At 54.3% G+C, this 25,914-nt stretch carries 20 protein-coding genes; 8 read left to right on the plus strand and 12 right to left on the minus strand.

Annotation, left to right across the window (positions count from 1 at the left end):
* Positions 1 to 594: 594 nt before the first annotated feature.
* The 3 genes from ACO0U8_RS01105 to ACO0U8_RS01115 form a co-directional block, all read right to left on the minus strand.
* Positions 595 to 3,024: a DUF3772 domain-containing protein gene (locus ACO0U8_RS01105; protein WP_056780435.1), complete on the minus strand. Its 2,430-nt coding sequence runs from the start codon at positions 3,022 to 3,024 to the stop codon at positions 595 to 597.
* Positions 3,025 to 3,175: 151 nt separating this feature from the next.
* Entirely contained in the window at positions 3,176 to 3,994 is an 819-nt protein-coding gene (locus tag ACO0U8_RS01110) for a hypothetical protein (RefSeq protein WP_421670116.1), read from the minus strand.
* A gap of 29 nt (positions 3,995 to 4,023) precedes the next feature.
* Entirely contained in the window at positions 4,024 to 5,682 is a 1,659-nt protein-coding gene (locus ACO0U8_RS01115) for a multidrug ABC transporter permease/ATP-binding protein (RefSeq protein ID WP_421670117.1), read from the minus strand.
* Between the two features lie 149 nt (positions 5,683 to 5,831).
* Between ACO0U8_RS01115 and ACO0U8_RS01120 the strand changes: the two genes are divergently transcribed.
* Positions 5,832 to 7,118, plus strand: a complete 1,287-nt coding sequence (locus ACO0U8_RS01120; RefSeq protein WP_056780443.1) for a DUF445 domain-containing protein — start codon at positions 5,832 to 5,834, stop codon at positions 7,116 to 7,118.
* Positions 7,119 to 7,151: 33 nt separating this feature from the next.
* Here ACO0U8_RS01120 and ACO0U8_RS01125 read toward each other — a convergent pair whose 3' ends face one another.
* On the minus strand, positions 7,152 to 8,249 hold the full coding sequence (locus ACO0U8_RS01125) for a glycerol dehydrogenase (RefSeq protein ID WP_122095444.1): 1,098 nt from the start codon (positions 8,247 to 8,249) through the stop codon (positions 7,152 to 7,154).
* A 390-nt stretch (positions 8,250 to 8,639) separates the two neighbouring features.
* Here ACO0U8_RS01125 and ACO0U8_RS01130 point away from each other — a divergent pair, with 390 nt between their 5' ends.
* Positions 8,640 to 8,822: a hypothetical protein gene (locus tag ACO0U8_RS01130; protein WP_056780449.1), complete on the plus strand. Its 183-nt coding sequence runs from the start codon at positions 8,640 to 8,642 to the stop codon at positions 8,820 to 8,822.
* 141 nt (positions 8,823 to 8,963) lie between these two features.
* Here ACO0U8_RS01130 and ACO0U8_RS01135 read toward each other — a convergent pair whose 3' ends face one another.
* Positions 8,964 to 10,619 carry a glucan biosynthesis protein D gene (locus tag ACO0U8_RS01135; RefSeq protein ID WP_421670118.1) on the minus strand — a complete coding sequence of 552 codons (1,656 nt, stop codon included), beginning with the start codon at positions 10,617 to 10,619 and terminating at the stop codon, positions 8,964 to 8,966.
* A gap of 389 nt (positions 10,620 to 11,008) precedes the next feature.
* Between ACO0U8_RS01135 and ACO0U8_RS01140 the strand changes: the two genes are divergently transcribed.
* On the plus strand, positions 11,009 to 12,397 hold the full coding sequence (locus ACO0U8_RS01140; protein ID WP_421670119.1) for a CoA transferase: 1,389 nt from the start codon (positions 11,009 to 11,011) through the stop codon (positions 12,395 to 12,397).
* A gap of 5 nt (positions 12,398 to 12,402) precedes the next feature.
* Here ACO0U8_RS01140 and ACO0U8_RS01145 read toward each other — a convergent pair whose 3' ends face one another.
* Positions 12,403 to 13,254, minus strand: a complete 852-nt coding sequence (locus ACO0U8_RS01145; protein ID WP_421670120.1) for a helix-turn-helix domain-containing protein — start codon at positions 13,252 to 13,254, stop codon at positions 12,403 to 12,405.
* A gap of 248 nt (positions 13,255 to 13,502) precedes the next feature.
* On the opposite strand from ACO0U8_RS01145, the gene ACO0U8_RS01150 reads away from it, so the two are divergent.
* The 5 genes from ACO0U8_RS01150 (at position 13,503) to ACO0U8_RS01170 (ending at position 20,832) form a co-directional block, all read left to right on the plus strand.
* Positions 13,503 to 15,341, plus strand: coding sequence for a DUF2264 domain-containing protein (locus ACO0U8_RS01150; RefSeq protein ID WP_421670121.1), 1,839 nt, complete (start codon positions 13,503 to 13,505; stop codon positions 15,339 to 15,341).
* Positions 15,342 to 15,383: 42 nt separating this feature from the next.
* Positions 15,384 to 16,670, plus strand: a complete 1,287-nt coding sequence (locus tag ACO0U8_RS01155; RefSeq protein ID WP_217204105.1) for an oligosaccharide MFS transporter — start codon at positions 15,384 to 15,386, stop codon at positions 16,668 to 16,670.
* Between the two features lie 31 nt (positions 16,671 to 16,701).
* A complete protein-coding gene (locus ACO0U8_RS01160) occupies positions 16,702 to 17,892 on the plus strand; it encodes a glycoside hydrolase family 88 protein (RefSeq protein ID WP_421670122.1) in 1,191 nt (396 codons plus the stop codon).
* Positions 17,893 to 18,280: 388 nt separating this feature from the next.
* Positions 18,281 to 18,895 carry a transcriptional regulator RcsA gene (gene rcsA, locus ACO0U8_RS01165; RefSeq protein ID WP_421670123.1) on the plus strand — a complete coding sequence of 205 codons (615 nt, stop codon included), beginning with the start codon at positions 18,281 to 18,283 and terminating at the stop codon, positions 18,893 to 18,895.
* A 239-nt stretch (positions 18,896 to 19,134) separates the two neighbouring features.
* Positions 19,135 to 20,832 (plus strand): methyl-accepting chemotaxis protein, encoded by a 1,698-nt coding sequence (locus ACO0U8_RS01170; protein WP_136375591.1) that lies wholly within the window; start codon positions 19,135 to 19,137, stop codon positions 20,830 to 20,832.
* An 86-nt stretch (positions 20,833 to 20,918) separates the two neighbouring features.
* Here the strand turns inward: ACO0U8_RS01170 and dsrB are convergent, their stop codons facing one another.
* From dsrB to ACO0U8_RS01200, 6 genes are all read right to left on the minus strand, one after another.
* Positions 20,919 to 21,116 (minus strand): protein DsrB, encoded by a 198-nt coding sequence (gene dsrB, locus ACO0U8_RS01175; protein WP_056780486.1) that lies wholly within the window; start codon positions 21,114 to 21,116, stop codon positions 20,919 to 20,921.
* A 392-nt stretch (positions 21,117 to 21,508) separates the two neighbouring features.
* A complete protein-coding gene (gene cspE / locus ACO0U8_RS01180; protein ID WP_013575246.1) occupies positions 21,509 to 21,718 on the minus strand; it encodes a transcription antiterminator/RNA stability regulator CspE in 210 nt (69 codons plus the stop codon).
* 298 nt (positions 21,719 to 22,016) lie between these two features.
* Positions 22,017 to 22,805: a potassium channel family protein gene (locus ACO0U8_RS01185; protein ID WP_390975302.1), complete on the minus strand. Its 789-nt coding sequence runs from the start codon at positions 22,803 to 22,805 to the stop codon at positions 22,017 to 22,019.
* Between the two features lie 246 nt (positions 22,806 to 23,051).
* The gene (locus ACO0U8_RS01190) at positions 23,052 to 23,396 is read right to left on the minus strand and encodes a hypothetical protein (RefSeq protein ID WP_056780492.1); all 345 of its coding nucleotides are present in this window, start codon (positions 23,394 to 23,396) and stop codon (positions 23,052 to 23,054) included.
* A gap of 166 nt (positions 23,397 to 23,562) precedes the next feature.
* Positions 23,563 to 24,621, minus strand: a complete 1,059-nt coding sequence (locus tag ACO0U8_RS01195; RefSeq protein ID WP_056780496.1) for an NAD(P)-dependent alcohol dehydrogenase — start codon at positions 24,619 to 24,621, stop codon at positions 23,563 to 23,565.
* Between the two features lie 215 nt (positions 24,622 to 24,836).
* Entirely contained in the window at positions 24,837 to 25,847 is a 1,011-nt protein-coding gene (locus ACO0U8_RS01200) for an AI-2E family transporter (protein WP_056780501.1), read from the minus strand.
* Positions 25,848 to 25,914: the final 67 nt, after the last annotated feature.

Raw genomic sequence — 25,914 nt, forward strand, 5'->3', positions numbered from 1 at the left:
ACTGCGCGCTGCCGCTCGCGGGCTATGTTTCAGAAACTCCTCCAATTGCCGCAAAATCCCGCCGCTTCGCGGTGCCCTCCGGTCGGGTTACAACCCGCGCAAAAACATGCGCGGTTTTCCACCACTCCCTTCGGCGTGATTTTTGAGCGCGGCCAATGGCTATGTAATTCAAATGATTTTTGAGTGCGGCCAATGGCTATGTAATTCAGATGATTTTTGAGTGCGGCCAATGGCTATGTAATTCAGATGATTATTGAGACTTAATTTTTTGATTTATTTTTGATTTATAAAGTCGAAAACGGTGAGGTTGTGCTTTAAGAAGCCTATGGCCGCGCTCAAAACGACGTCGAATGAACGGTGAGAAACCGCGAGGGTGTTTTTCCGAGCGGGTCCGAACCTGAAATGAGAGAACCGCGCAGCGGCGGCGTTTGCGGCAATAGCAGGAGTACCTGAAACATAGCCAGCGAGCGACAGCGCGCAGTTAAAAAAACGCCGGATTGTTAAGAGGCGCGTTTACGCCCCTTAACCCGGTGTGGGCCGGCGCCCACGACCTTGAAGTTGACCTTGAAGTTGACCTTAATAAGCCCCCTCTCCCTATGAGGATTCTTCTGCCGCCGCAATCCGCGCCAGCGGCTGTTCCAACACCATGGTCTGGGTCTGGCTGAGGCTGATTTCGGCAGCGCGCAGCATCTTGAGGATTTCGTACAGCAGGTCGCTGCGCGTTCCGCCTACCATGCGCGGGCTGTTGACGTAACCGGTGACGCTCAGCACGATGCCGGTCGGCCCCAGTTCTTTAAAGCTGACGGACGGCGGCGGGTTTTCCAGAATCGCTTCGTGCAGGTTGTAGGCGTCAAGTAACAGCGTGCGTACCTGCTCGGGGTCAATGTCCAGCGGGAAAGTCAGGACAATGGTCGCTACGCCCTGCGCGTTACCCATGGTGGCGTTACGCACGTTCTGCGAAATCAGCTGGGAATTCGGCACAATCACCGTGGATTTATCACTGAGCTGAATTTCGGTGGCGCGAACGTTGATGCGGCGAATATCCCCTTCCACACCGCTGATGCTGATCAAATCCCCCACTTTGACCGGACGTTCCGTCAGCAGGATCAGACCGGAGATAAAGTTCTTCACGATCTCCTGTAAACCGAAACCAATACCGACCGACAAGGCGCTGACGATCCACGCCAGTTTGTTCCACTCAATGCCCAGCGATGACAGCGTCAGCATGATGATCAGCACATAGCCCACGTTGGTGAACAGCGTCACCAGCGAGGCGCGCATGCCGCGATCCATCATGGTTTTTGGCAGGAAATCGTTGTCCAGCCAGCGCTTGGCGGAGCGCAGCACGTACCAGCCCACCACCAGACACAGCACCGCATTGACCGCGTGCGCCGGAATAATGTTCAGGCTTTCGAGGCCTTTACCGCCCCACATGTCGACAATTTTACTCAGCAATTCCAGCGGCGTGGTGGTGCCGAACGTCCCGTTAAGCAACGCGACGGCAGCCATCAGCAACAGCGCTGTTTTACCGAGCGCCGAGCACAGTGTCGCTGCCAGCGACAGGTGACGATCGTTGACGCTCAGCGTGCCTTTCAGGATTTTGCCGCTGTGTGTGGTCGCCGAAAACACGCTTTCACACAGATCGACCCAGAAGTGAATCAGCAGATACAGGCTGCAAACCACCAGACCGATCCACAACAGTTCGAAGGTGACAAAACGCGCCAGCGGAATATAGCCAATCAGCAAGGCGATCAGAATGACGAAGGCCGTCAGGCTGATCACCAGATGGATAAGCCCCGCCAGCGTAGAGCGCGCTTCGGTCTGTTCACCGTCGGCGCGCATTTTACGGCGCATACGGTTAACGCGAAGCGGCGCAATCAGGCAGTTGAGCGCCACCAGCAACGCCGCCAGACCATTGCCAAACAGCGTGGCGGCGATGCTCGCGCCGACCAGATTGTTCAGCTGTTCGATAATGCCGAACAGGAAAATAAAGCCCGCCAGCAGCACCGGGAATGACGCCAGCGTTTTCGCCAGCGGATCAGCGATCCCCGGTAAACGCCACGACGGATGGCCGTTAGACAGTAACGCGATACCCAGACCGGCGATCACCGCCGAGAAATAGGTCAGTTCAACCAGTTGTTCAGCAAATTCATTCACCCACTGCGAGGTGTCCGGCAGGCGGGTGAAGATAAAACCGAGCAACTGAACGCTGATGCCCAGCGTAAAGGTGGTGCTCAGGGTGGTGAAACAGGCCAGGAAACTGCGGCGAAAACGCCCCTGCGGCAACCAGCGCGGCAGTATCCAGTTCATCGGGCGATCCAGCGTTTTCCGGCCAAACACGCCAATCAACAGCGCCAGCAGCAGATAAATGCCCGTGCCGACGCGCCAGTCCGGGCTCCACGCCTGCGTCCAGGCATCGCTGACCTGCGAGCCAAAATCGTCAAAGCGCGCGGCATCGTCTTCATTTGGTGTGATCAGCGGTGACCAGAAATTGCTGCCGAGAATACTGCCGGTATTGAGCGCGATTTGAGTTTTCAGCGCGTCACGGCGCATCCCGGAAATCTGCGAGGACAGATTTCGCGCACCGGTCGCAATACCTTTGGTTTGTTCAATCTGGGTAGTCAGCAACGTTTTGCTGTTGTTGAGTTTATTACGCTGGCTGACCACCTGAGGCGTTTCAGTCAGCGTCCCCGCCGCCGGCGCGGGGCCGAGAACGTCGAGTTGCGCCTGCACTTCTTCCAGCTGCGGTGCCAGCGCCACGGCCAGTTTGTCAGCGTCTTCGGCCAGCTTTTGCGCGCCGTCGTTGAGGCCGGTAAATTTCTTATCGGTTTTCGCTGCCGACACCTGCTGCTTGAGCTGATCCAGACGTTTTTGCAGCGCAGGTAACGCCGTGGTGGCGTTGACTTTCACCGGCTGCTGGGCGTCCGGCTGGCCGGTGGCTTCATCGGCCTGACTCAGCGCGGGGGTCATCAGCAGACATGACAACAATGCCAGCAACAGCGGCATTCTTAACAATTTTTGCATAGAAAAAGGATTCCGGAAGTTCGGTAAATTATTGTTTTATGAATTTCCGGCTAAGAATACCTGTTCTTAGTCGGAAAAGTAGTAGGGATTGTCTGTTTGTCTGAATCAGTATCTTCACGGACAGCACGCGGGCGCGTACCGTCCGTGGGGATCAGTTGGGTTTACCCAGCATCTGGCGCAGGATCGCCGCCGAATCGGCGGGCTGAAGCGCCAGAATGCCGGAATAGAGGCTGATGGAAATCTCACACACTTTTTCGCGATCGACATCCGGCTTGGTCAGGTCGCTGAACATTTGCAACTGATCGCCGTACATATTTCCCAGCGCTTCGCGCACCGGCGCCATCATCAGGATGACTTTTTCGGTGCTCACCGCCACCGGCAGATCGGTCTGCCCAGGCCCGGTCGCCAGCAGTAAATCGTTCATGGTACTCAGATCTTTGCGGAACAGCTCCGGCGGCAGCACCTGCGCGGTGTTCACCCCGCCGCTCACCTGCGGATAGAGAAACTTAAAGCAGGAGCCGTCTTTGCGCGCCAGCAGGGTCTGCATCTCTTCGAGATTGACCTGCATCGCCGCATTCACCGCCGCATCCGGCGCATGAACAATGCGCGCAGAGAGCAGCTCAGACACCCTCGGTTTCACGGTGTCAATGGCTTCCTGCTGCGGTTTCCCTTCCTTCTTCATCTGCAAAATATCGCGGCGGATCTGCGCATACAGCGCCGGTTCCTGTGTTCTGATGGTGCCATACAGCGGCAGTTCTGCGAGCGCGCTGTCGATTTTCTGCTCTTCGCTTTCGCCCATGACGCGCGGCTTAATCACCCCGCCCCACACTATTGCGCCCCCCACAATCAGCACGACAAACAGGATGATGCCGGGCACGCGGCCCAGTTTGCCCTTTTTATGTAACAGGCTGAGCACCGACGCCAGCACCACACCGGTGATGCCCCACACCATCACTTCGTTCCAGTTCATGACTGTTCCTTTATCTCGAAAAACGTCGCTTAAAGACCGATTTGTGCGACCGCATCGCGGCTGGCGTCAGCGCGCTCCTGCCCGTGCAGCTCTTTAAGTTTACCCTGTCGCATTTCCAGCAGACGATCGGCGTGTTCAAAATAGTGATCATCGTGGCTGATTGCCAGTACGGTTTTGCCCATGTCACGCAGTTGCGGCAGAAGTTCGCGATAAAACGTCCGCCGAAATTGCGGATCCTGATCGGCAGCCCATTCATCCAGTAACAGAAAATCGCGCCCCTCAGCCGCCGCCAGCAGCAGCGCCACGCGCTTACGCTGCCCTGCGGAGAGTTGCAGATTGGTCACTTCGTTGCCGCTGAACTGAAGTTTTTCTTTCATTTTCAGGCGTTGCAGCCAGTCTTCCACCACCTGCGGATCGGGTGCCTCCCCCTGCGGCCCCATCAGCTGACCAAACAGATGGAAATCGGTGAATACTGCCGAGAAGATCTGCCGGTATTGCTCCGCGTTCTGCGCGGTAACCGCAACGCCGTCGAGCAATATTTGCCCGCCGCGCGGGTGATAAAGCCCGGTCAGAAGCATCGCCAGGGTAGACTTTCCGCTGCCGTTGCCGCCAATCAGGAACACCAGTTCGCCACGGGTGATGGTCAGGTTCAGCGGCCCGATGCCAAAACCGGCATGATCTTCTTTGCCTTCATAGCTGAACACCAGATCGCACAGTTCGAGCGTCTGCCAGCGAGTCGTCACCACCGGCGGCGTAAAGTCCTCCTGGTATTGCGCCAGTTTCAGGGCTTTCAGTTTGCCAAAGGCCACCTGTGCGCTGAGCAGCGTCGGCAACGCGCCCACCGCCTGCAGCATCGGCGTGCGCAGGAACAGCAGCGTCAGGGAATAAGTCGCGGCGACATCGGTATTTGACCAGCCCAGCGTGTTTGCCATAAAGAAGACCAGCCCGATCGCCCCCAGCATCATGATATTCGACCAGTTCACGGCGCTCAGGTGAAAGGTATCGGCACGGATAATGTGGTAGCGGTACTCCTCGGCATCTTTGCGGTAAACATCGTCAAACAGATGGCGCGCCCGTTCGCGGTTAAGCGCCAGCTCTTTGCGCCCTTCGATGACTTTCTGATAGTCAGTTTGCAGTTTGTCTTCCGCTTCACGCACTTTCGCCAGATGGCTGTAAACGTGCGACACCAGTTTGAAACCACCGACAATGGTGATCACCAGCCAGATGACGGTTACCAGCAGCATTTCCGGTGACAGCCAGGCCAGATACGCGGCGCAGCCGAGGGTCAGGATAATCCCCTGCACCAGCTCCGGCAGGCGGACAAATGCCAGGGTGATATTACGGATATCGCTGCCCAGACTGGCCAGCAGCTGCGCGTTGCCGATTTGTTCAATGCGCTCGATGTCGGTATCTAAAATACGTTTGATGAACTGGCCGCGCAGACGGTAAATAAAATGGTGACCGAGAATCGTCAGCGCCAGTTGTGAACCGAGGGTCACCACCATCAGCAGAAGCAATAAGCCGAGAAATTGCGGTAAGACCATCAGGGAAGCATGGGTTGTTTCTATCAGTTTAAGATTGATAAACGCGATCAGGCCAATGCCCAGAATGGCGCTGAGCAGGCTCAGCAACATGACGCCTAAAAACGGCCAGCGATACTGCTTAAAAACGACGCGTAACAACTCCATGAAATGCTCTCATTGTGAATGCCAGAAACCTGATTGCAGGCAGTTTAATGAGACATTGTCTCATATCAAGAATAATTCTCATTTTATCAACTCTCTTCGCCACGGAGAAAAAAGCTGACAGCCTGCTTTTGGCTTCCTAAACTGGGGCCATGGATAAAGAACAAGAACTTCGCCGAAGTAAACGTAACGCGCTGGGGCTGCTGCTGATTGCTGCGGCCCTGTTTGTGATCACCCTTTTTCTGCCACCCAATTTCTGGGTTTCCGGGCTGAAAGCCATTTCCGAAGCCGCTATGGTCGGCGCAATGGCCGACTGGTTCGCCGTGGTGGCGCTGTTCCGCAGAGTACCAGTGCCGTTTGTTTCCACACATACGGCGATCATCCCGCGAAATAAAGACAAGATCGCCGACAATCTGGCGGTGTTCGTGCAGGAAAAATTCCTCGCACCCGCCACGCTGATAAACCTTATCCGCCAGCACGATCCGGCGCGGATGCTGACCGACTGGCTGAACGCACCGGACAACGCCCAACGTTTTGCCCGCTACGCCATTAAAATGATCCGCGGTTTTCTGGATGTCACTGACGATCAGCGCATCGCGCAGCTGATTCGCCGCGCGTTGTACCGGGTGATCGACAAAATCGATCTCTCGTCGTCCATCGCCACGCTGCTGGAAAGCCTGACCCGAAATGGCCGCCATCAGGAGTTGCTCGATCAGGCCATGGATCAGCTGGAAGTGTTGCTGGCAAAGGACAGCACACGGCAGTTTATTTCGGCGCAAATCGTCGGCTGGATGAAGCGTGAACATCCGCTGACGGCCAAACTGCTGCCCACCGGCTGGCTGGGACGCAACGGCGCGGATATGGTGTCCAATGCGGTGAATTCGGTGCTCGACGATATGGGCAACGATAAAACCCACGCCTTCCGCAAAGGCTTTGACCGCTCGGTGCAGAGTTTTATCTGGAAGCTGCAAAACGATCCGGCGACGGCGCAGAAAGCCGAAGAAATTAAGCAGTACCTGAAAGATGACGAGAAGCTGAACGCCTACGTGCTGCAACTGTGGGGCGACATGCGTAACTGGCTGAAGGAGGATTTAGAAAGCGAGGATTCGCGGGTGTTTGTCAAAGTCACCGAATCCGGCCAGTGGCTGGGAAATGCGTTGGCACAAGATGAAAAACTGCGGGCGTCGCTGAATCTGCAAATGGAAACCATCGCCGGTAAACTCGCGCCGGATTTCGCCACCTTCCTCACCCGCCACATCAGCGATACGGTCAAAGGCTGGGATCCGCGTGATATGTCGCGGCAAATCGAGCTGAACATCGGTAAGGATTTACAGTTTATCCGCATCAACGGCACGCTGGTTGGCGCGTTTATCGGGCTGGTGCTGTATCTGCTGTCGCAACTGCCTGTGGTACTGCCGTGGGCGATGGCGCGGTTCTGAAATGTCCTGCCCGCGCAGGGGAGGACTTACTATTTACTTCACAGACTTGCTGAACGCATCGACCGCCAGAATGGCGCTGGCAACGTCTTCTGCCGACAGATGCGGATTCAGGTTGCCCAGCGTATCGCCCTCGCCGTTCGCCAGTGCCCCCACTTTTACCAGGCTGGCAAAGGTTTCATTTTCCAGGTGCATCTCTTTGAGCGTGGTAGGCATTTTGATGGAACGGTAGAAGCGCACGTATTTGGCGATCTCTTCGTCAGGGCGCTGCTCAAGCACCATTTGCGTCAGCGTACCGTAGGCGACTTTCTCACCGTGCGTCAGGTGATGAATGTCGCCGGAAATCGCGGTGAATCCGTTGTGGATCGCATGAGCACCCGCCAGACCGGCGTTTTCAAAGCCCAGACCGGACAACAGCGTATTGGCTTCCACCACCGCTTCGACGGCTGGCGTCACCAGTTTTTGCTCAACGGCGGTATAGGCGCTGTAACCGTAGGTCAGCAGCGTTTTTTCACAGGCTTCAGCAATCGCCATCCCGGCGATAGTCGGGTCACCGCCTACCATCGAGTGAGAGTGCGAGCGCAGCACCGCCTGCGCTTCCACAAACGTCGCCAGACCGTCTGCAATCCCGGAGGCAAACAACCGCACCGGCGCCTGGGCGCACACCTGGGTATCGACCAGCACCAGATCCGGGTTTTTGTTGTAGAAACGGTAGGATTCGAACACGCCTTCGTCGGTGTAAATCACTGACAGCGCACTGCACGGCGCATCGGTTGAGGCCACCGTCGGCACAATCACCACGTTTTGTTTCAGTTCATCCGCGATGGCTTTTACCGTATCGAGGGTTTTGCCGCCCCCAAGACCGACCACCACCTGCGTGCCCGCTTCGCGGGCAATGGCCGCCAGACGGTTGATTTCACTGGCAGAAGCTTCGCCGTTGAAACGTTCATAATGAAATTCGACCTGTGCGGCGCTCAGCGATGCTTTCACGCGCTCGCCGATAATGCCCCAGACCACGTCATCAGCAATCAGGAAAGATTTCCCGCCGAGCGCCGGCAGGTAATCCCCTAACTCATCCAGCACACCGCTTCCCTGAACGTACTTTCTTGGCGAAGAGAAGATAAATTTACTCATGTTAAAAACCTCTTTTCGTAGACCATTGAGATGTGAATGACTCCCTTCAGCCTACCCCAGCAGGCGGCCCGCGCCCACCCTTTTAATTCACATTAACAGCATGACTGGCAAAGAAATTTTCTCTCTGAGCAGGATGAAGGCTTTCCTCCGCAGAGATAATGGCCTGATGAATTAATCACCAGAAAAGACTATTGGGATGTGCAAGCAAAAAACCGTGATGAGTTAGGTTTCAGCTATCAAATGCATAAACAGCACCAGCTTTTACTTATCAATCTTTTCCGTAGAATGCATTGCATTGGCAGCACGTCGTAAGCAGTGGCAGGACGTTTGAGTACACCAGCTTGCTGTTAGCCATCCCATTAATAATCTCTGAGATGAATAAGGAACAGCATGTATAACTTTCAGCGTTACAACGCCAAAGAACTGGCCCTGGCTTATATGAGCAGCAAACCGCACGACTTCTCGCCGCAAGAATTCTTACAACAGTTGAAAGAGGTTGAAAAATCTTTCGACGCGGCGCTGAGAAATCCTCAGCAACAACCGCAGACCGGAATGCTGGTTAAGGCGTTTTGATTGCCGTCTTCGCCTTCGTCAGCTGAGTACCCTTGTTTTACCCAAGGCAGATCCTGTGTCCGGTGCATCTGCAAAACAAGTCAGTAAAAAGCAAAAGCCCCGAGCGAATCGGGGCTTTTTGTTTTTTAACGCCGCTGCGGGTTAGCGCATTTGCCGGTCGTCGATGTACTTGCGGTTTTCAGGCGCTGGCGGGAAATACTGGTACAGCCAGGTTTCTGACAACGCGGTCTGACCGGAACGCAGGAACATGCGCAGTTCGACCGGCGCGACGGAATCGCTGTCCGGAGTCCAGTCAAACAGGATGCGGTATCCGTCGAACGGCTGGACATACAGAATTTCGATATTCTTGATCTGGCCATGAGAGACGTTGATCACCGGCTCGATGCCTTTGTCGGCATAAGCTTTCAGTTCACCGCCGACGAAGTCGATGGCGAAACGACGCGCCCACACTGCCGGATAGTTTTCACCCGGCGCCCAGCCTTCCGGGAACCCGCCCATACCCGTACGCGTGGCCAGCACATTGGCCAGCGGGCTGCGGTGCGGCGGCGTACCGCTCCAGTACAGCTTGTAGCTGAAACTGAACTCAGCGCCGGATTTCACCGGCGTTTCCGGCTGCCAGAAGCACACCACGTTATCCAGCGTTTCTCCGGTGGTCGGAATTTCCATCAGGTTAACCGCGCCCTTCCCCCAGTCACCGACCGGTTCCACCCACAGGCTCGGACGTTTGTTGTACCAGCCAATCACATCCTGATAATTGTTGAACTCGTGGTCGAGTTGCAGCAAGCCAAAACCTTTCGGGCTGTTATCGGCAAACGCATTGAATTGCAGACGTTTCGGATTATTCAGCGGACGACAAATCCATTCGCCGTTGCCGGTCCACATTTGCAGGCGATCGGAGTCATGAATTTGCGGATGGATGGTGTCGCAACGGCCACGCTCGCTGGTGCCACAGCTGAACATGCTGGTCATCGGAGAAATGCCCAGCTGTTTTATGTCTTCACGGGCATGAAGATGGTTTTCGATTTCCATCACCACGCGCGTCGGTTCGCAGTGGATCACGAATTTATAGGCACCGGTGATACTTGGGCCATCGAGCAGCGCATACACCGTGAAGGTGGTATCACCCGGTTTCGGCGTATCGAACCAAAATGCGGTGAAATCCGGGAACTCTTCCGGTTGATCGGTGAAGGTATCCACCGCCACGCCACGGGCAGAAAGGCCGTACTGATAGGTGTCATCCACCGCGCGGAAATAGCTGGCGCCGAGGAAAGAAACGACGTCGCGGCGCGTCAGTTCAGGCGCTTTGTTGACCTTAAAACCGGCGAATCCGAGATTGGAGAAACCTTCGAGCTGTTTGGTATCCACGCCTGCATCATGGTAGTTGAACAATTCAGGGCGGAAATGGATTTCGCGCGACATGTGCCTGGCCGGATCCACCGAATACATGCGCACGCGACGTTTGAAGCCCATGCCCACGTGGAACAGTTCGACGTCGAGCTGCCGGTCCTGCAATCCGTTCCACAAGGAATGGGCGTGATCGTACTGTATGGCGTTGTAGGCCTGCGGTGTCAGCTCAGCCAGCGTTTTAGGTAAAGGCTGCGGCGCACCGCCATAGGGTTTATCCGCTAAGTCCTTCGCCATCTTTTGCAGGGCGTTGAAATCAAACGGCAGTTCGCCGCCGTCTGCCACGTTCGCCTCTGCCGCCTCAGCGGAACGGGTGAACAGTGTGGACATAGCCGGCACACCGCACCAGGCGGCGAATGCCATTGAAGCTTGAATAAATGCTCTTCGTTCCATGCCAGATTCGTTTCCTGTACTGGGCAAAAATCTGGGGGCATCGCCTCAGGGCGCCGCCCCCGCGGTGTTCGAAAAAATTCGACCTCAAGGCTAACGTAAAATTCACCCGCCGAGTATAAGAAATTGAATGCATTCAGCTAATATTTTGCTTGTAAAAGTAAGCACATCTGAAAGTGCGCAGCCCCCGCCTGTCAGGGGCTGCGGGCAGGTTCGCCAACTGCCGTTTGCGGGGCATAGTCTGGTGCTAATTCGCGCGAGCGTTTTAGGAGCATTCTGTTACAGAACCCTGAATTTCATGCGCTTCAGGGCACTTCTCTCCCTCATTTGGCACGCTGCGGCCAAAATGTTCTAAATTTGTAACTCCGTTATCCGCCTTCTGGAGTCGCAGTATGTCTGATGAAAACATCCCGGAACGAACCCGCGCGCTGTATGCACAACTCACCGGCAGGGACCGCCTGCCTGCGGCGCTGCATGTGACCGGTGAAGGGGATTTACCGGCTTATTATCCGGTGACAACGCTCATCACAGCGTCCGTGGCGGTGGCGGCGCAGGCGCTGTCGCATCTGTTGTCTCTGAAAGACGGCATTACCCCTGCTGTCACCGTTGACCGCCGGCTGGCGTCGTTGTGGTGTCAGAGCAGCATCAAACCTGACGGCTGGGAAATCCCCCCGGTCTGGGACAGTCTGGCCGGTGATTACGCCACCGCCGACGGCTGGATCCGTCTTCACACCAATGCGCCCGCCCATCGCAACGTCGTCGAAACGGTGCTGGGCAAGGCAAACCACCGGGAGGCGCTGGCGCCACGGGTGGCTTTGTGGAAGAAAGCGGAGCTGGAACAGGCGGTGGTGCTGGCCGGAGGTTGTGCCGCGCAAATGTTCAGCGCCAGCGAGTGGCAGCAGCATGTGCAGGGAAAATCGCTGGTCAGTGAGCCGTTGTTTCAGCGCGCACTTTGCCCGCCTGCCACGCCGCCTGCATGGGCCTTGGGCCGCGAGCGTCCGCTGGCAGGCGTGCGCGTCCTCGATCTCACGCGCATCATTGCCGGGCCGGTGGCTACGCGTTTTCTGGCCGGACTGGGCGCGGATGTGCTGCGCATCGACCCGTTTGGCTGGGATGAACCGGGCCAGGAAGCCGACGTGACGTTAGGTAAACGTTGCGCACGGCTCAACCTGCACAACCCGCAGGACAGGCACCGTTTTGAAACCTTGCTGCGAGAGGCAGACGTGATCGTTCACGGCTATCGCGCCGGTGCGTTGCACAAACTCTGTTATGGCAGTGAACAGCGGCGCGCCCTGTCGCCGGGGCTGGTGGATGTCTGTCTCAATGCCTACGGCTGGAGCGGGCCGTGGCGCGAGCGGCGCGGGTTTGACAGCCTGGTGCAAATGAGTTGCGGGATCGCGCAACAGGGTATGCAGCAATCGGGCGAGAATAAGCCTGTGCCGCTGCCGGTTCAGGCGCTGGATCACGTCACCGGTTATCTGATGGCGGCAGCGGTGATTCAGGGGTTAGCACAGCGCGTCGAAACGCATCAGGGCAGTGAAACAAGGCTGTCGCTGGCGCGTACTGCCCGTGAACTGATGACCTCCGGGGCACAAGAGACAGCGTCTGCGTCGCGGATTTTTGCGGCGCAGGCAGAAGACTATTCGTCGCAGCCGGAATATACCGTCTGGGGGCCGGGCTGGCGGTTACGTGCGCCCGTTGAGCTTGAGGGCACCGCGTGGCAATGGGATTTGCCTGCTTCTGCGCTCGGCACGTCCCCAGCCAGCTGGCGGAAAGCATAGTCAGTTCACTGCAATAATGAAAACGCCGCCTTGCGATATTGCAGCGGCGTTTTTCCAATCATTTTTTTGAAGCGGGTGATGAAGTATGGCGAGTCCGCGAACCCGCATTGCAGACCGATACTTTCCACAGACTGATCCGTTAAACGTAAAAGCTCACAGGCGCGCTTCACCCGGCGCGTAGCCAGATAATCCTGAACAGAACCGCCGGTTTCCTGCCCGAAAACCCGTGAGATATAACTTTCTGACAGCCCTACCGCCGCCGAGAGGCTGGCCATCGAAAATTTCTGCACATAATTTTCTTCAATCCACTGCATCACCTTTGACGCCGTCGTGCGGCTGACCGTTTTCGGCGTATCGCCCTGCGCGGGCATAAAAGCCATCAGCTGCAACACCAGCATCGCGATTTCCTCCCACTGATGGGTTTGCTGCTCGGTCAGCTGGTTGAACTGTTCGAGGATCACTTCAATGTGCGCGGCGTGGTCGCTCAGGTCAAAAATATGGGCGGCGCGGTCGGGATCCCACAACCTGGCAAACCGGGCGCGACGCTGCGGGAAAGATTGCAGGCAGCCGTCCAGCAGCTGGTGATCCAGATGAACCGTGGTGCGTTCATAGGCATTATTTTCGCCTGCTTCGACAAACACTTTGTGCAATTTGAACGGCGGAAACACGAACAGGCGCCCCGGTTTTAAGGTGTATTGCTGATTATCAACAATCACAATGCCGTAACCCCGGCTGACAAACAGTAATTCCAGACACTGATGCCAGTGGAAATAATTAGCGCTGCCGCGACTCATCCGGTTAAAAGAAACCTGACGTTCATTAAGGGCAATACGTTCAAGATAATCTGATACCGGCATTGGGGATGTCCTTTACGCATAATACGGATAACAGCAGATCACAATTTTCAGTCCATTTTTTATAATTTAAGCCGCTTTCAGGCGAAATTCTTTATCACAATTTCAAAATTCAGCTGAATCTGTGAACCCCGTAACAATCAGCGTTTTCCATTTCTCTATATTTCAATCGCGACACAAGGAATTGAAATAGTATTTCAAATAATAAAAACCTTATTTACCGGTCCTTTAACACCACCGGGAGAGCTTTTATGACGCAAAATAAAGTGAATACTCAAAATCCGCTGCGTAATCGCGAAGACGTACAACATCTGTTGAATGACCTGCTCTCGGCCGTCTCGCCTTATACCGAAAAAGGCAAAAGTGGTATCGACCTCGGAGAGTCCACCACCCATTACGGTAAAGAGATTGCCAAAATGGAAGCGCTGTCCCGCATGTTGTGGGGGATTTTTCCGCTGGTGGCCGGGGGTGGCGAATGCGCCGATCTGCCCTTCTATCTGGATGCGATCCGTTTCGGCACCGACCCGCAACATCCGCAGTGTTGGGGCACCCTGCGCGATTTCGATCAGCGCTGCGTGGAAATGGCTGCGTTTGGCGTCGGGCTGGCGCTGCTGGATAAACGTCTGTTGCAGCATTTTACGGCGCAGGAACAGCAACATCTGGCCGACTGGCTGAATCAGGGACGTGACGCAGTCATTCCCAACAACAACTGGAATTTCTTTCCGATCATGGTGCAGATGGGCTTTAAACAGGCCGGTCTGCCGTGGAGCCAGGACGCGGTGGCTGCCCGTTTTGACCTGATGGAAGCCTATTATCTGGGCGATGGCTGGTACTCCGACGGCCCCGGACGTCCGCGCGATTACTACATCTCAATGGCGTTCCACTATTACGGCCTGCTGTACGCTCAAAATATGGCGGATGTGGATCCTTCGCGCGCGGCCTTACTTCGCCAGCGCGCCGGGGTATTTGCGCAGGATTTCATCACTCTTTTCTCCGCCGACGGTGCCGCTGTGCCGTTTGGCCGCAGCCTGACCTATCGCTTTGCCGAAGCCGCTTTCTGGAGCGCTGCGGCGTACAGCAAGCTGGATGTGTTTACGCCGGGCATCGTTAAAGGCGTGATCCTGCGCCATCTGCGTCACTGGCTGAAACAACCCATTTTCGACCGCGACGGCCTGCTCAGCATCGGGTATCACACGCCCAATCTGGTGATGGCCGAAGACTACAACGCGCCGGGCTCGCCTTACTGGGCGTGCAAAATTTTTCTGATTCTGGCGTTGCCGCAGGATGATGCGTTCTGGCTGGCGGACGAAGCGCCGCTGCCGGAACTGCCCCGCACGCACTGTATTCCTCACGCCAGTCAGATCCTGATGCGCGACGCGCAAGGTCAGCACGTTGTGATGCTCACGTCCGGCCAGCTGGAGCTGAATAACTTCGTCAATACCGAAGCCAAATACACCAAATTCGCTTATTCCAGCCAGTTCGGCTTCACGCTGGATCGCGGACGCTACGGGCTGAATCACGCCGGTTGTGACTCCATGCTGATGCTGGCCGAAGGCGACGGATATTTTCGCGGACGCCGTGACTGCGCTGAAACCCGCATCACCGAGGATGCGATTTATTCGCGCTGGCTGCCCTGGCACGACGTGGAAGTGCGCACCTGGCTTATCCCGTGTGGCGACTGGCATTTGCGCATTCATCATCTGAAAAACCAGCGTCCGCTGGACAGTGCCGAGGGCGGATTTGCAGTGATCCAGGATCCGGCGACCCGGTCACAAATCACCCCCAATCAGCACGCAATGGCGGTGACGGCATGCAACGGCATCAGCCGGATAGTCAGCCTGAGCGGCGGGAGCGAGCGCGAGGCCACGACGGTCGTGACTCCGCCGAACAGCAGCATTATGTTCGCCGAAACGGCAGTGATCCCCGTGCTTAAAGCCAGTTACCCCGCCGGTTCGCACTGGCTCATCAGCGCGGTCTGCGCCGGCACCGGCAGCGAGACCGGCGACCTTGCCACACCGGAAATCATCCGCGAGGGCAACCAGTTGCACTGGCAGTATCAGGGACGCAGCGGGCAGATTTCTCTGGCCTGAATTTCACAGTAAAGCCCGGCAGTTCACGCTTGAGGAGTCACCATGAAAGCCATAAAAACAGCCAGTAAATCGGCTTACTATAAAATGAGTAGCTTTATATTCCTGTATTTCTTCACCTGGTCTTCCAGCTTCGGGCTTTACGCCCTGTGGCTGGGGCAAAAGGCCGGGCTGGACAGTATGAGTATCGGTACCGTTTTCGCCATTAACGGCGTTTTTGCGGTGGTGATGAAGCCGGTTTATGGCTACATCATGGACAAGATCGGCATGAGCAAATCGCTGCTCTACTTTGTCGTGCTGGTGTCGGCGCTGATGGCTCCCTTCTTCATCTTCGTGTACCAGCCGCTGCTGGAAAGCCACATGATGATCGGCATTATTGTCGGCGCGCTGTATCTCAGCCTCGGCTGGTATGCCGGTGTCGCCGCGTCAGAATCTTATGCCGATCGCTTCAGCCGCCTGTATCACATGGAGTTCGGGCAGGTCCGTATGTGGGGCTCGCTCGGCTGGGCGCTGGCCGCCTCGTTCTCAGGCCTGTTGTTTAATCTTTCTCCTGCCTGGAATTTCGGCCTGAGCAGTGCCACGTCGCTGGTGATGTTGTGCGTGCTGCTTTCACTGAAAATTGGCAATGAAGAGCTGAAAAACAACGACGTGATCGCGCAGCAAAAAATCGTGTTCAGCGATGTGATCCTGTTGCTGAAAAACCGCAAATTCTGGATGTTTTCGCTCTATGTCGCCGGTGTCGCCTGGATGATGTTTGTTGCCGAGCAGCAGTTCTCGCGCTATTTCGTCACCTTTTTTACCACCAAAGAGCAAGGCAACGCCTGGTATGGCTACCTGAGCACCGTGCAGTCCGGCTTCGAATTCCTGATGATGATGGTGATCCCGTTCCTGGTGAATTATTTCGGTGCCAAGAAAAGCCTGCTGTTGGTCGGCGTGGTGGTGGGGATCCGCCTGATAGCCTCGGGGCTGACTCACGATCCGCTGCTGATCTCCATCATCAAGCCGTTCTACGGGCTGGAAATCTCATTGCTGCTGATTTCGGTCTTCAAATATATCGCCGAGCATTTCAGCAAACGTGTTAACGCCACCATGTATCTGCTGGGTTATCAGGCCATGATTTACGTCGGTTCGATCGTTATCGCCCCGCCGGCTGGCTATCTCTATGAACGCATCGGCTTCGAACACACCTATCTGATCATGGGCAGTATTGCGCTGTTCTTTACGCTGGTTTCAGCCTTTACGTTATCCGCCTGTCAGAGCATCCGGTCAGGTACCCCCTCCACCGATAAACCGCTGGAAACCCCGGCAGAACTGACCCCGGCGAAACGCTGAGTGAATGAATTAATTGAAAAAGGGAGAAGATATGACGATGAATATCGCGAAAGAGAATTTATTGCCGGTTGAACTGAATCAGTTAGACAGGATTGCGTTTGCAGAAAAAATGCAGCGGGCGCGCCAGACGGTGCTGAGCAAAATTTCCCGCAACGTGGAAAAGTTTGGCGATAAGTTTCCGGCAGAAACCTGTCAGAACGGACATTACCCGCTGACTGAAAATGTGGAATGGACCACCAGCTTCTGGACCGGCCAGCTGTGGCTGGCGTGGGAAATGACCAGTGACGATCGCTACCGTCATGCGGCAGAAAAACAGGTCACCTCATTTGGCAACCGCATCGTTAACCGCATTGATACCGCCACGCACGATCTTGGTTTTCTTTACAGCCTGTCCTGCGTCAGTGCCTGGAAACTGACCGGCAACCGCCAGGCCCGCGGCATCGCGCTGCTGGCCGCCGAAGCCCTCATGGAGCGTTTTAATTCGAAAGCGAAAATCATTCAGGCCTGGGGCGATTTGCAGGATCCGGAACAGGCCGGACGCATGATCATCGACTGCAATATGAATCTGCCGCTGCTTTACTGGGCCAGTGAGCAAACCGGTGAGCCGCGCTTTGCACAGGCTGCGCGCGCCCATGCAGAGCAGGCCGCGAAGTACATTGTTCGCCCTGATGCCTCGACCTATCACACATTTTATATGGACACGCAGACCGGTGAGCCGCGCTTTGGGAACACCCATCAGGGCTATGCCGACGATTCATGCTGGTCGCGCGGCCAGGCATGGGGGATTTACGGCTTCATGCTGAGTTACCGCTACACCGGAGACGAGGATCAGGTCGAGCTGTCACGGCGTCTGGCACATTATTTTCTCAACCGTCTGCCACAGGACGATGTCTGCCACTGGGATCTGGCGCTGCTGGGGACCACGGAACCCCGCGACAGTTCGGCGGCAGCGATTGCCGTGTGCGGTCTGCTGAGCCTGGTCAACACCCTGCCCGCCACCGATGACAAACGTGCCTGTTATGAGGAAATGGCGCTGCGCATAATGGATTCTCTCACCGACCATTATCTTGTCCGTGAAGAGGAAGACTGCGACGGCTTGCTTAAGCATTCGGTTTACCACATGGCGAGTGGTAAAGGGGTGGATGAGTGTTGCAGCTGGGGCGACTATTTTTACGTTGAGGCCCTGGTACGCCTGACTCAGTGCTGGCAATCCTACTGGTAACTTTTATGGACGCGGTACTCTGTATCGCGTCCCGTTAACTTGCCGTTTACAATGCGTGAATTGTTTTGAAGCATTTTGCGGCTCTTGATGTGAATGCTAAGTATTTCCTGTCGTTATAATTACGCCATCATCAATAAGTTTTACTGCTATGTCCTTACATCCGCTCAGAATAGTCCTAATTTCACGATCCCTTTGTTCAGTCACAAAGTAAACGCTGACATAAACCAAATTAATATAATCTCGTAACTCTCTTTAAACGCTAAAAAAAACTTTGAATATGCGGTTTTTTCATGCGAGAAATAGGGTCAGCACGTTCTTCGTGCTTTTAAGATTCATCTGTTTTAATCCAATCATTATGCCGAACAAGGACGTCCTGTGAGGACTCACTATGCAAACGATAATCTTGGATCCCTGCCGTTTTACCCGCATTGGATTGCAGCAATTTCTCGCCGAGGAACAGGACATCAGTTATGTCAGCCACTTTGATCAGTTACACCAGAGTTGCCGCAAACTGAAGCCGTCCGTGGTGTTTATTAATGAAGATTGCATGCAATCCAATGCGGACAGTAAATCCCGCCTGCGAGCGCTGATTACTGAATATGCCGACACGTTATTTTTTATTTTTATGTCCAGCACACGTATTCATTTTGAAGAGTACGTTTTCGTTCGCAAGAACGTGATTATCACCTCGAAATCCATTAAGGCTGAAACCCTGAAACAACTGCTGAATCACCCGCGACTGCCGCAGGCGAAAAACCCGGCCAGCTGCGGCCTGCTGGATATCCGCCCCGTGATGCTCAGCCGGTCTGAATCAGCCATGCTGAGAATGTGGATGTCAGGCGACGGCACAAATGAAATGTCGGATAAGCTGAAAATTAAGACCAAAACAGTGTCGTCATATAAAGGAAATATTAAGCGGAAAATAAAATCACCGAACAAACACATTATTTATCATGTTGTGCGTTTATGTGATCAGCTTACAGACGGTATTTATGTCAGCTAATTTTCTTTAATGACGGGCTATTTCTACAGGCTATGCCATTGCATAGCCTGTAGAAGGCTACACAAACTTCTGAAATGAGATCCGCGTCGCAAATATAAACTCAACCTCCTCTCTGGATTGCCGATGTCCTTATATGGCGTGTTTTCGCCACGGCAGGACTTGCCCGCAGGCAGACCCTACATCGCTGTCACTCACCGACCCTCAATTGCCGGTGAACAGGATTAACAGAGCGGAATAAAATGGATACTCCTTTAAACATCAATACCCGAACCTCTTTTATCAGCAATATTCGACTCATCACCTTGATCAGCCAGATTCTGGTGGGGATCCTGTTCCTGTTTGCCATTTCGATTGGCACATCCAGCTTTTTCCTCAAACAAAGTAATGCGGCACTTTCGAATGCCACGCAGGAATTGCAAATACGCCTGGCGCTGTCGAACAGCTCCAACCACCTGCGCACTGCCCGCCTGTTATTGATTCAGGCCGCAGCGGCAGCCCGCGTTGGCGATCAGGACGTCTTTAATAAGAATCTCAGCGATGCCGCCACCCGCCTGAAACAGTCGCAGACGGCTTTTGATACCTACATCAACCGGCCCGGTAAAAATGCCACCGATCTGGCGCTCGATGAACCGCTGAAAAAATCCTACAACGCCTACATGACGCAGGGCATGCTGCCGATGATGGATTCTGCGAAGCAGGCGCATTTTGAGGAAGTGATTTCTCAGGAAGCCGAAACAGTGCGTGAACTGGATCAGGCTAACAACACACCGTTGCTGGCAGCAATTGCCTATCGCACCGAAACCGCCAATAAAATCAATGATAAAGCGCAGCGAAATGCCACGCTCGGTTATGGCCTGATGGGCGGCGCATTCCTGCTGGCGCTGGTGCTGACGTTCATCACTTATCTGGTGATGCGTAAAGTGATCATCAATCCGCTGAACCGTCTGGTGGTGCGCATTCAGAAAATCGCCGAAGGCGATCTGACTCAGCCGGCACAAAATAATGGCCGCAACGAAATCGGCGTGCTGAGCAGCAATGTCGACCACATGCAGCATTCACTGGCCAGCACCGTGCTGACCGTGCGCGAAGGCGCCGTGTCCATTTATCAGGGCTCAACGGAAATTGCTTCCGGCAATACCGACCTCTCCTCACGCACCGAGCAACAGGCTGCCGCGCTGGAAGAAACCGCCGCCAGTATGGAACAGCTCACCGCGACGGTGAAACAGAACTCTGAAAACGCCCATCACGCCAGCAAACTGGCAGCCGCTGCCTCGAATAAAGCGCAGAAAGGCGGAGAAATCGTCGCCAACGTCGTCAGCACAATGGAAAATATTTCGCGCAGTTCGACCAAAATTGCTGAAATCACCAATGTGATCAACAGCATCGCCTTCCAGACCAACATTCTGGCGCTGAATGCCGCCGTAGAAGCCGCCCGCGCGGGTGAACAAGGCCGTGGATTTGCCGTGGTCGCCAGCGAAGTGCGTAATCTTGCCCAGCGCAGCGCACAGGCGGCAAAAGAGATCGAATCACTGATTGAAGAATCGGTGGATTACGTGGGTGAAGGCAGCATTCTGGTGGGCGATGCGGGGACGACAATGTCTGAAATTGTCACCGCCGTCAGCCATGTGACTGACATCATGGGGGAAATCGCCTCCGCCTCCGATGAACAGAGTCGCGGCATCAGTCAGGTCAGCCAGGCTGTCTCTGAGATGGACGGCGTAACTCAGCAGAACGCCTCGCTGGTGCAGGAAGCCTCAGCCGCTGCCGCCTCTCTGGAAGAACAGGCCGCGCGCCTCACCCAGGCGGTTGCCGTCTTCAAAATTGACGGAACACATCGCCCCGCCGGGCGTACTCAGCCCGCCGCACGCGCCCTGCCGGGATCATCGCCGCGTTCAGGCAAAACCACCAGCACAGAACCGAACTGGGAAACGTTCTAAATTCTGACCGTACCCGCGTATAAAACAAAAACACCGGCAGCGATGGCTCCGGTGTTTTTTTATTGATTCATGTTACCTGCGATATTTTACTCTTCGCTGTCCCGTGGCACGACGAAGGTTCCGTCTTTGGTATCGCCTTCATTGAAGAACCAGATCCCCGCCGGATAATCTTCCAGCGCAACCAGATACATAACGCCTTCGTAAAACTCTTCTACAGCAAGCACTTTCCCTTCACGACGCGGCCCGCCATCGGTTTTTACTGTGACAAGATCATTAACTTTCATCAGGTTACCCCATAGTGTTCAATTGTATTCATTGTAGTACAGACTGGCAGAGAAAGGCACGGGACAAGGTGAATGCAGGGCAAAAACCCTAAGATAACGCGGGGGGATTAATTTTCAATTTCTTAACATTTCAGCGCCAGAATCCTGACAGATATTTCTTTTATACTGCCTGCGTGCTCACCCCCGAGGGAGTACGTAATGAATGTCATAAGAAATATTTTTGCCCGCCACTATGCGGGCTTTTTTTTGTCTTTTTGCCAGATACCGCCGTTAAACAACAGGCGCTCGCAAAATGACAAAGGGGTATTTCACAAACGACAGACGTAAAAAAACCCGCGCATGCGGGTTTTTGTCATCTGTACGTTTATCGCTGTAACAGCGGTAAAGTAAGATTAGATAGCGGTAACGTTAGCCGCAGACGGACCTTTAGCACCGTTCTCGATAGTGAACTGTACGTTCTGGCCTTCAGCCAGGGTCTTGAAACCTTGATCCTGGATAGCGGAGAAGTGTACGAACACATCTTTGCTGCCGTCAGCAGGAGTGATGAAGCCAAAGCCTTTAGACTCGTTAAACCACTTAACCTGACCTTTCATCATTGACATAAGAATTACCTTTTAAAAATAAATTTCGCCACCATGGGCATGTTATAGCCGGATTTCAGTCGTTACTTATGGAGGCACTAAGAAGGAAATTCGTCAGAGCAGGGTTATCATGGATAACGCTTTAAATTGGAACAACTTTACTCAGGATGTCGTGCATAAATAGGTCTGTACCACAGGCCGAGACGTATTTACTCATGACTGCCATTTAATAGCAACTCTTTTTAACGCAATGTCAGGGGAAACCCCAAAAATAGTCTTTTTATGAACCAGTCAGTACAATCATTGAACAATTATAGGTCTATTTATCAACAGCTTGTGATCTCTGCGCTTCCAGAACCGCACCGCAATGTGCACAAAATTTTGCATCAGATTCATGTCCAGAATGCAGACAATTCTGACAAGAACGTGCCGCCCGCCCCTTTTCCAGCTCTTGTGACATATAAGCCGTCAGAATTCCGGTTGGCACCGCAATGATTGAATAGCCTAAAAGAATCAGCACCGATGCCAGCATTCTGCCGAGGGCTGTATGCGGGGTGATATCGCCGTACCCGACGGTTGTCAGCGTCACCACGGCCCAATACACCGATGCGCCAAGCGACGTAAATCCATCCTTGCCCTCTTCCACCGCAAACATCAGGCCGCCGAAAAGACACAGGATGATGGCTACGAAGCCAAAGAAGATGCTGAGCTTGCGGCGCGCGCGCATCAGGCTGCGCCACAACATCCCGGCATCATTCATATAGCGCAGGAGTTTCAGCACGCGCAGAACGCGCAATACGCGAAGCAAACGCACCACCACCACCAGATCGGCAGATCCGGCCAGCGACGGCATCATCCAGACGATATACATCGGCAATACGGTGCACAGATCGATAATGCCGAAGAAACTGACCGGATAATGCATTTTGCGCGGCGAGCAAACGATGCGCAGCACGTACTCCACGCTGAACAGCGCCGTGAATCCGAGTTCGATTAAACCGAAGCGCCAGAGAACATTCGGCGTATTGGGAAACAGATCGGTCGCGCTGGATTCGAAAAACAGCACCACCACGCTCAGTAAGGACGCGGTGATCCAAAAGATTTCCATCCGGTGACCGCTGCGGGTGCGGTGCTCAAACAAAAGCGCAAAACATCTGCGTCGCGTTGCCGCGAAAAAGCGATAATCCTGAGTCATAACAAGCGCCAGCCATCAAACATACGCGAAGAATATCGCCTTATCGCCTGTACGCCTACCGTCTGGCTCACCCTTGCGACCAAAAAAAACGCCGCTCACTGAGGTGACCGGCGTTTATTAGCAGACAGTTTTCGTGTATTGCCAGGAAGCAGCGTACTGCTATTCCATCAGTTCAGAAACGGCATTACGGACGTAAGCGGTGATTTGCGCGACGTCTTCAGCGTTCGCACTGCCACCGCCGATAGAGCGCACCGTGTTTTCCAGATGGCCAATATCCTGCTCAACTTTCTTCGCAATCTGCACTTTTACAATCGTATCGACGGAAGAGATAAAGGCACGCATCACGGCTTTAAGCGCAAAGATCTCGCCGAAAGAATCGTATGCCGGTTTCTCAGCCGCCGCTGAACTTGGCTCTGCAGCCCGTGGAGGCAGGCTTTTCAGTCTGTCCACATGTTCAATCATCAGGTCCATATCTCTGATGAGTTCATCAAAACTCTTAGCCACTGTTTTTCCTTCGCCCGGCGAAAGGCAGCAGGATACCACTGCCGTTACAAGCGGAGAAGCCACCGTAAGAAGGAAAGCGTAAATTTCGTCACAATGCGCCTGCCGGTGCGAATTTCTTCACTCTCCGGCAGACGCATCAGGTCGCTATTTAACCGAAATCAGCGGGTTACGCGTTTTTCAGTGAAGCCATATCGACAACAAAGCGGTATTTCACGTCGCTTTTCAGCATACGGTCGTAAGCGCCGTTGATGTCCTGCATGTCGATCATCTCGACGTCACAGGTAATGTCGTGTTCAGCACAGAAATCCAGCATTTCCTGAGTTTCTGCGATCCCGCCGATCAGGGAACCTGCAACGGTTTTACGCCCCATCACCAGTTTGCCGCTGTGCAGCGCAGGGTCGATAGGTTCAATCAGGCCGACCAGAATGTGGGTACCATCGCGTTTCAGGGTATCCAGGTACGGGTTCAGATCGTGCTGGTTTGGCACAGTATCGAGAATGAAGTCGAAGTGGCTTTTCACCGCCGCCATTTGCTCTTCATCCGTCGACAGCACCACGTGATCGGCGCCTAAACGGTAAGCTTCCTGCTCTTTGCCTTTAGAACGGGTGAACAGCGTGACGTCTGCGCCCAATGCTTTGGCAAATTTCAGGCCCATGTGGCCCAAACCGCCCAGGCCGACAACCGCGACTTTATGGCCTTTCCCGACTTTCCAGTGTTTCAGCGGAGAGAAGGTGGTGATACCGGCACACAGCAGTGGCGCAGCGGATTTGATGTCCAGTTTTTCAGAAACGCGCAGCACGAATTTCTCTGCAACCACGATTTGTTCGGAATAACCGCCGTAGGTCATCATGTTGTCATGACGATCGTAGCTGTTATAGGTCATGGTCGCGCCTTCTTCACAGTACTGTTCCAGGCTCTCCGCGCAGGATTCACAGTGCTGACAAGAATCGACCATACAACCTACACCGACAGTATCACCGACTTTGAAGCCGCTGACTTTCGCGCCGACTTGTTTCACACGGCCAATAATTTCGTGTCCCGGAACCATCGGATAGATGCTCTGGTGCCATTCATTGCGCGCCTGGTGGATATCGGAGTGGCACACGCCGCAATACAGAATGTCGATCACAACGTCGGTATCACGCGGGTCACGGCGAACAAAATTATGAGGCGCAAGAGGCGCATCCGCTGAAAGGGCAGCGAAACCACGAACGTTAAGAGTCATTTATTTCTCCTGAAGGGCTAACGGAATACATGCGCACGGCAAAAGGCAGTGCACCAGGAAAGTATGACGCGTTAAGGAGACAAACAAATATAACGATCCTCGCCATTACTTGCCTGAATCTGTTTTTTTCAGGAGTTTTAAATCAGGGTAATCCGATAGCCAGACAGTGACGCCGCACAACGCAGCGTCACATTTGAGAAGGAATGCAGAAAGGTTTAGATAAGACCGGCGTCTTTGAGTTCGCTTTTCAGGTAGGCGTAATAGATAGGTGCGGCGACCACGCCCGGTATACCAAATGCGGCTTCAAACACCACCATCGCCAGCAAAACTTCCCAGGATTTGGCCTTGATGCGGTTACCCACAATGCGCGCATTCAGGAAGTATTCCACCTTGTGAATGATGATCAGATACCCCAGCACCAGCGCCCCCACCCACAAGGACAGCGACAAACCCACGATGAAAATCAGGGTGTTTGAAATCAGATTCCCCACCACCGGCAGCAGGCCGCACACGAAAGTCAGCGCAACCAGCGTTTTTGCCAGCGGCAGATGAATGCCAAACAGCGGCAAAATACCAAACAGGAAAATGCCCGAGAGCACCGTGTTGATCAGTGAAATCTGGAACTGCGCAAACACCACATTACGAAAAGCAGCACTGAGCAGGCTCACGCGATCCAGCAATTCCTGTTTCAGCGGAGCATGGTGCTCGCCACGGGTATGCCGCTGGAGAGAAATAATCGCCCCGAGGATCATACCAATCAGCATGGTGACAAAAACGTGCGCGGCGTTTTTACCGAACGTCTGGATCATGACAATGTGCTCACGCAGCCATTGCAGGAAAGTACGCTGTAACTCTTCGATATTGGCTGGAAGATAGTGCAACAGCACCGGCGACAAACGGCTTTGCGCGTCAGTCAGCAATCGCGACACCATGGCGTTAAACGCCACCGGATTTTTCATGTCTTCCATCAGGAAGTCTGCGATAGCCGCGACAAACAGAATCAGGCAACTCACCACCACGGTGCTGATAAAAGCCACCACCACCCAGCGCGCACGTTCGCCGCTGAGGATTTTCTGAAAATGCGGCGTCAGCGCATTGACCAGTTCGTACACCACAAAACCGGCGATAAAGCACGCCAGTAAATGAAGAGGAAGAATCAACAACAACCCGCCCATCACAATCAACAAACTGAGCCAGCGAATGTGATTCGATCTCATAATTTGCATTGCCTGCATCCTTAAAAAACGTGTCCCGGGCCTGGCCCTCAATGTTGCCTCTATCATAGCATCTAAC

This window comes from Rahnella sp. EDr1-12, from assembly GCF_049206505.1.
In the GTDB taxonomy this organism is placed as follows: Bacteria; Pseudomonadota; Gammaproteobacteria; order Enterobacterales; family Enterobacteriaceae; genus Rahnella; species Rahnella rivi.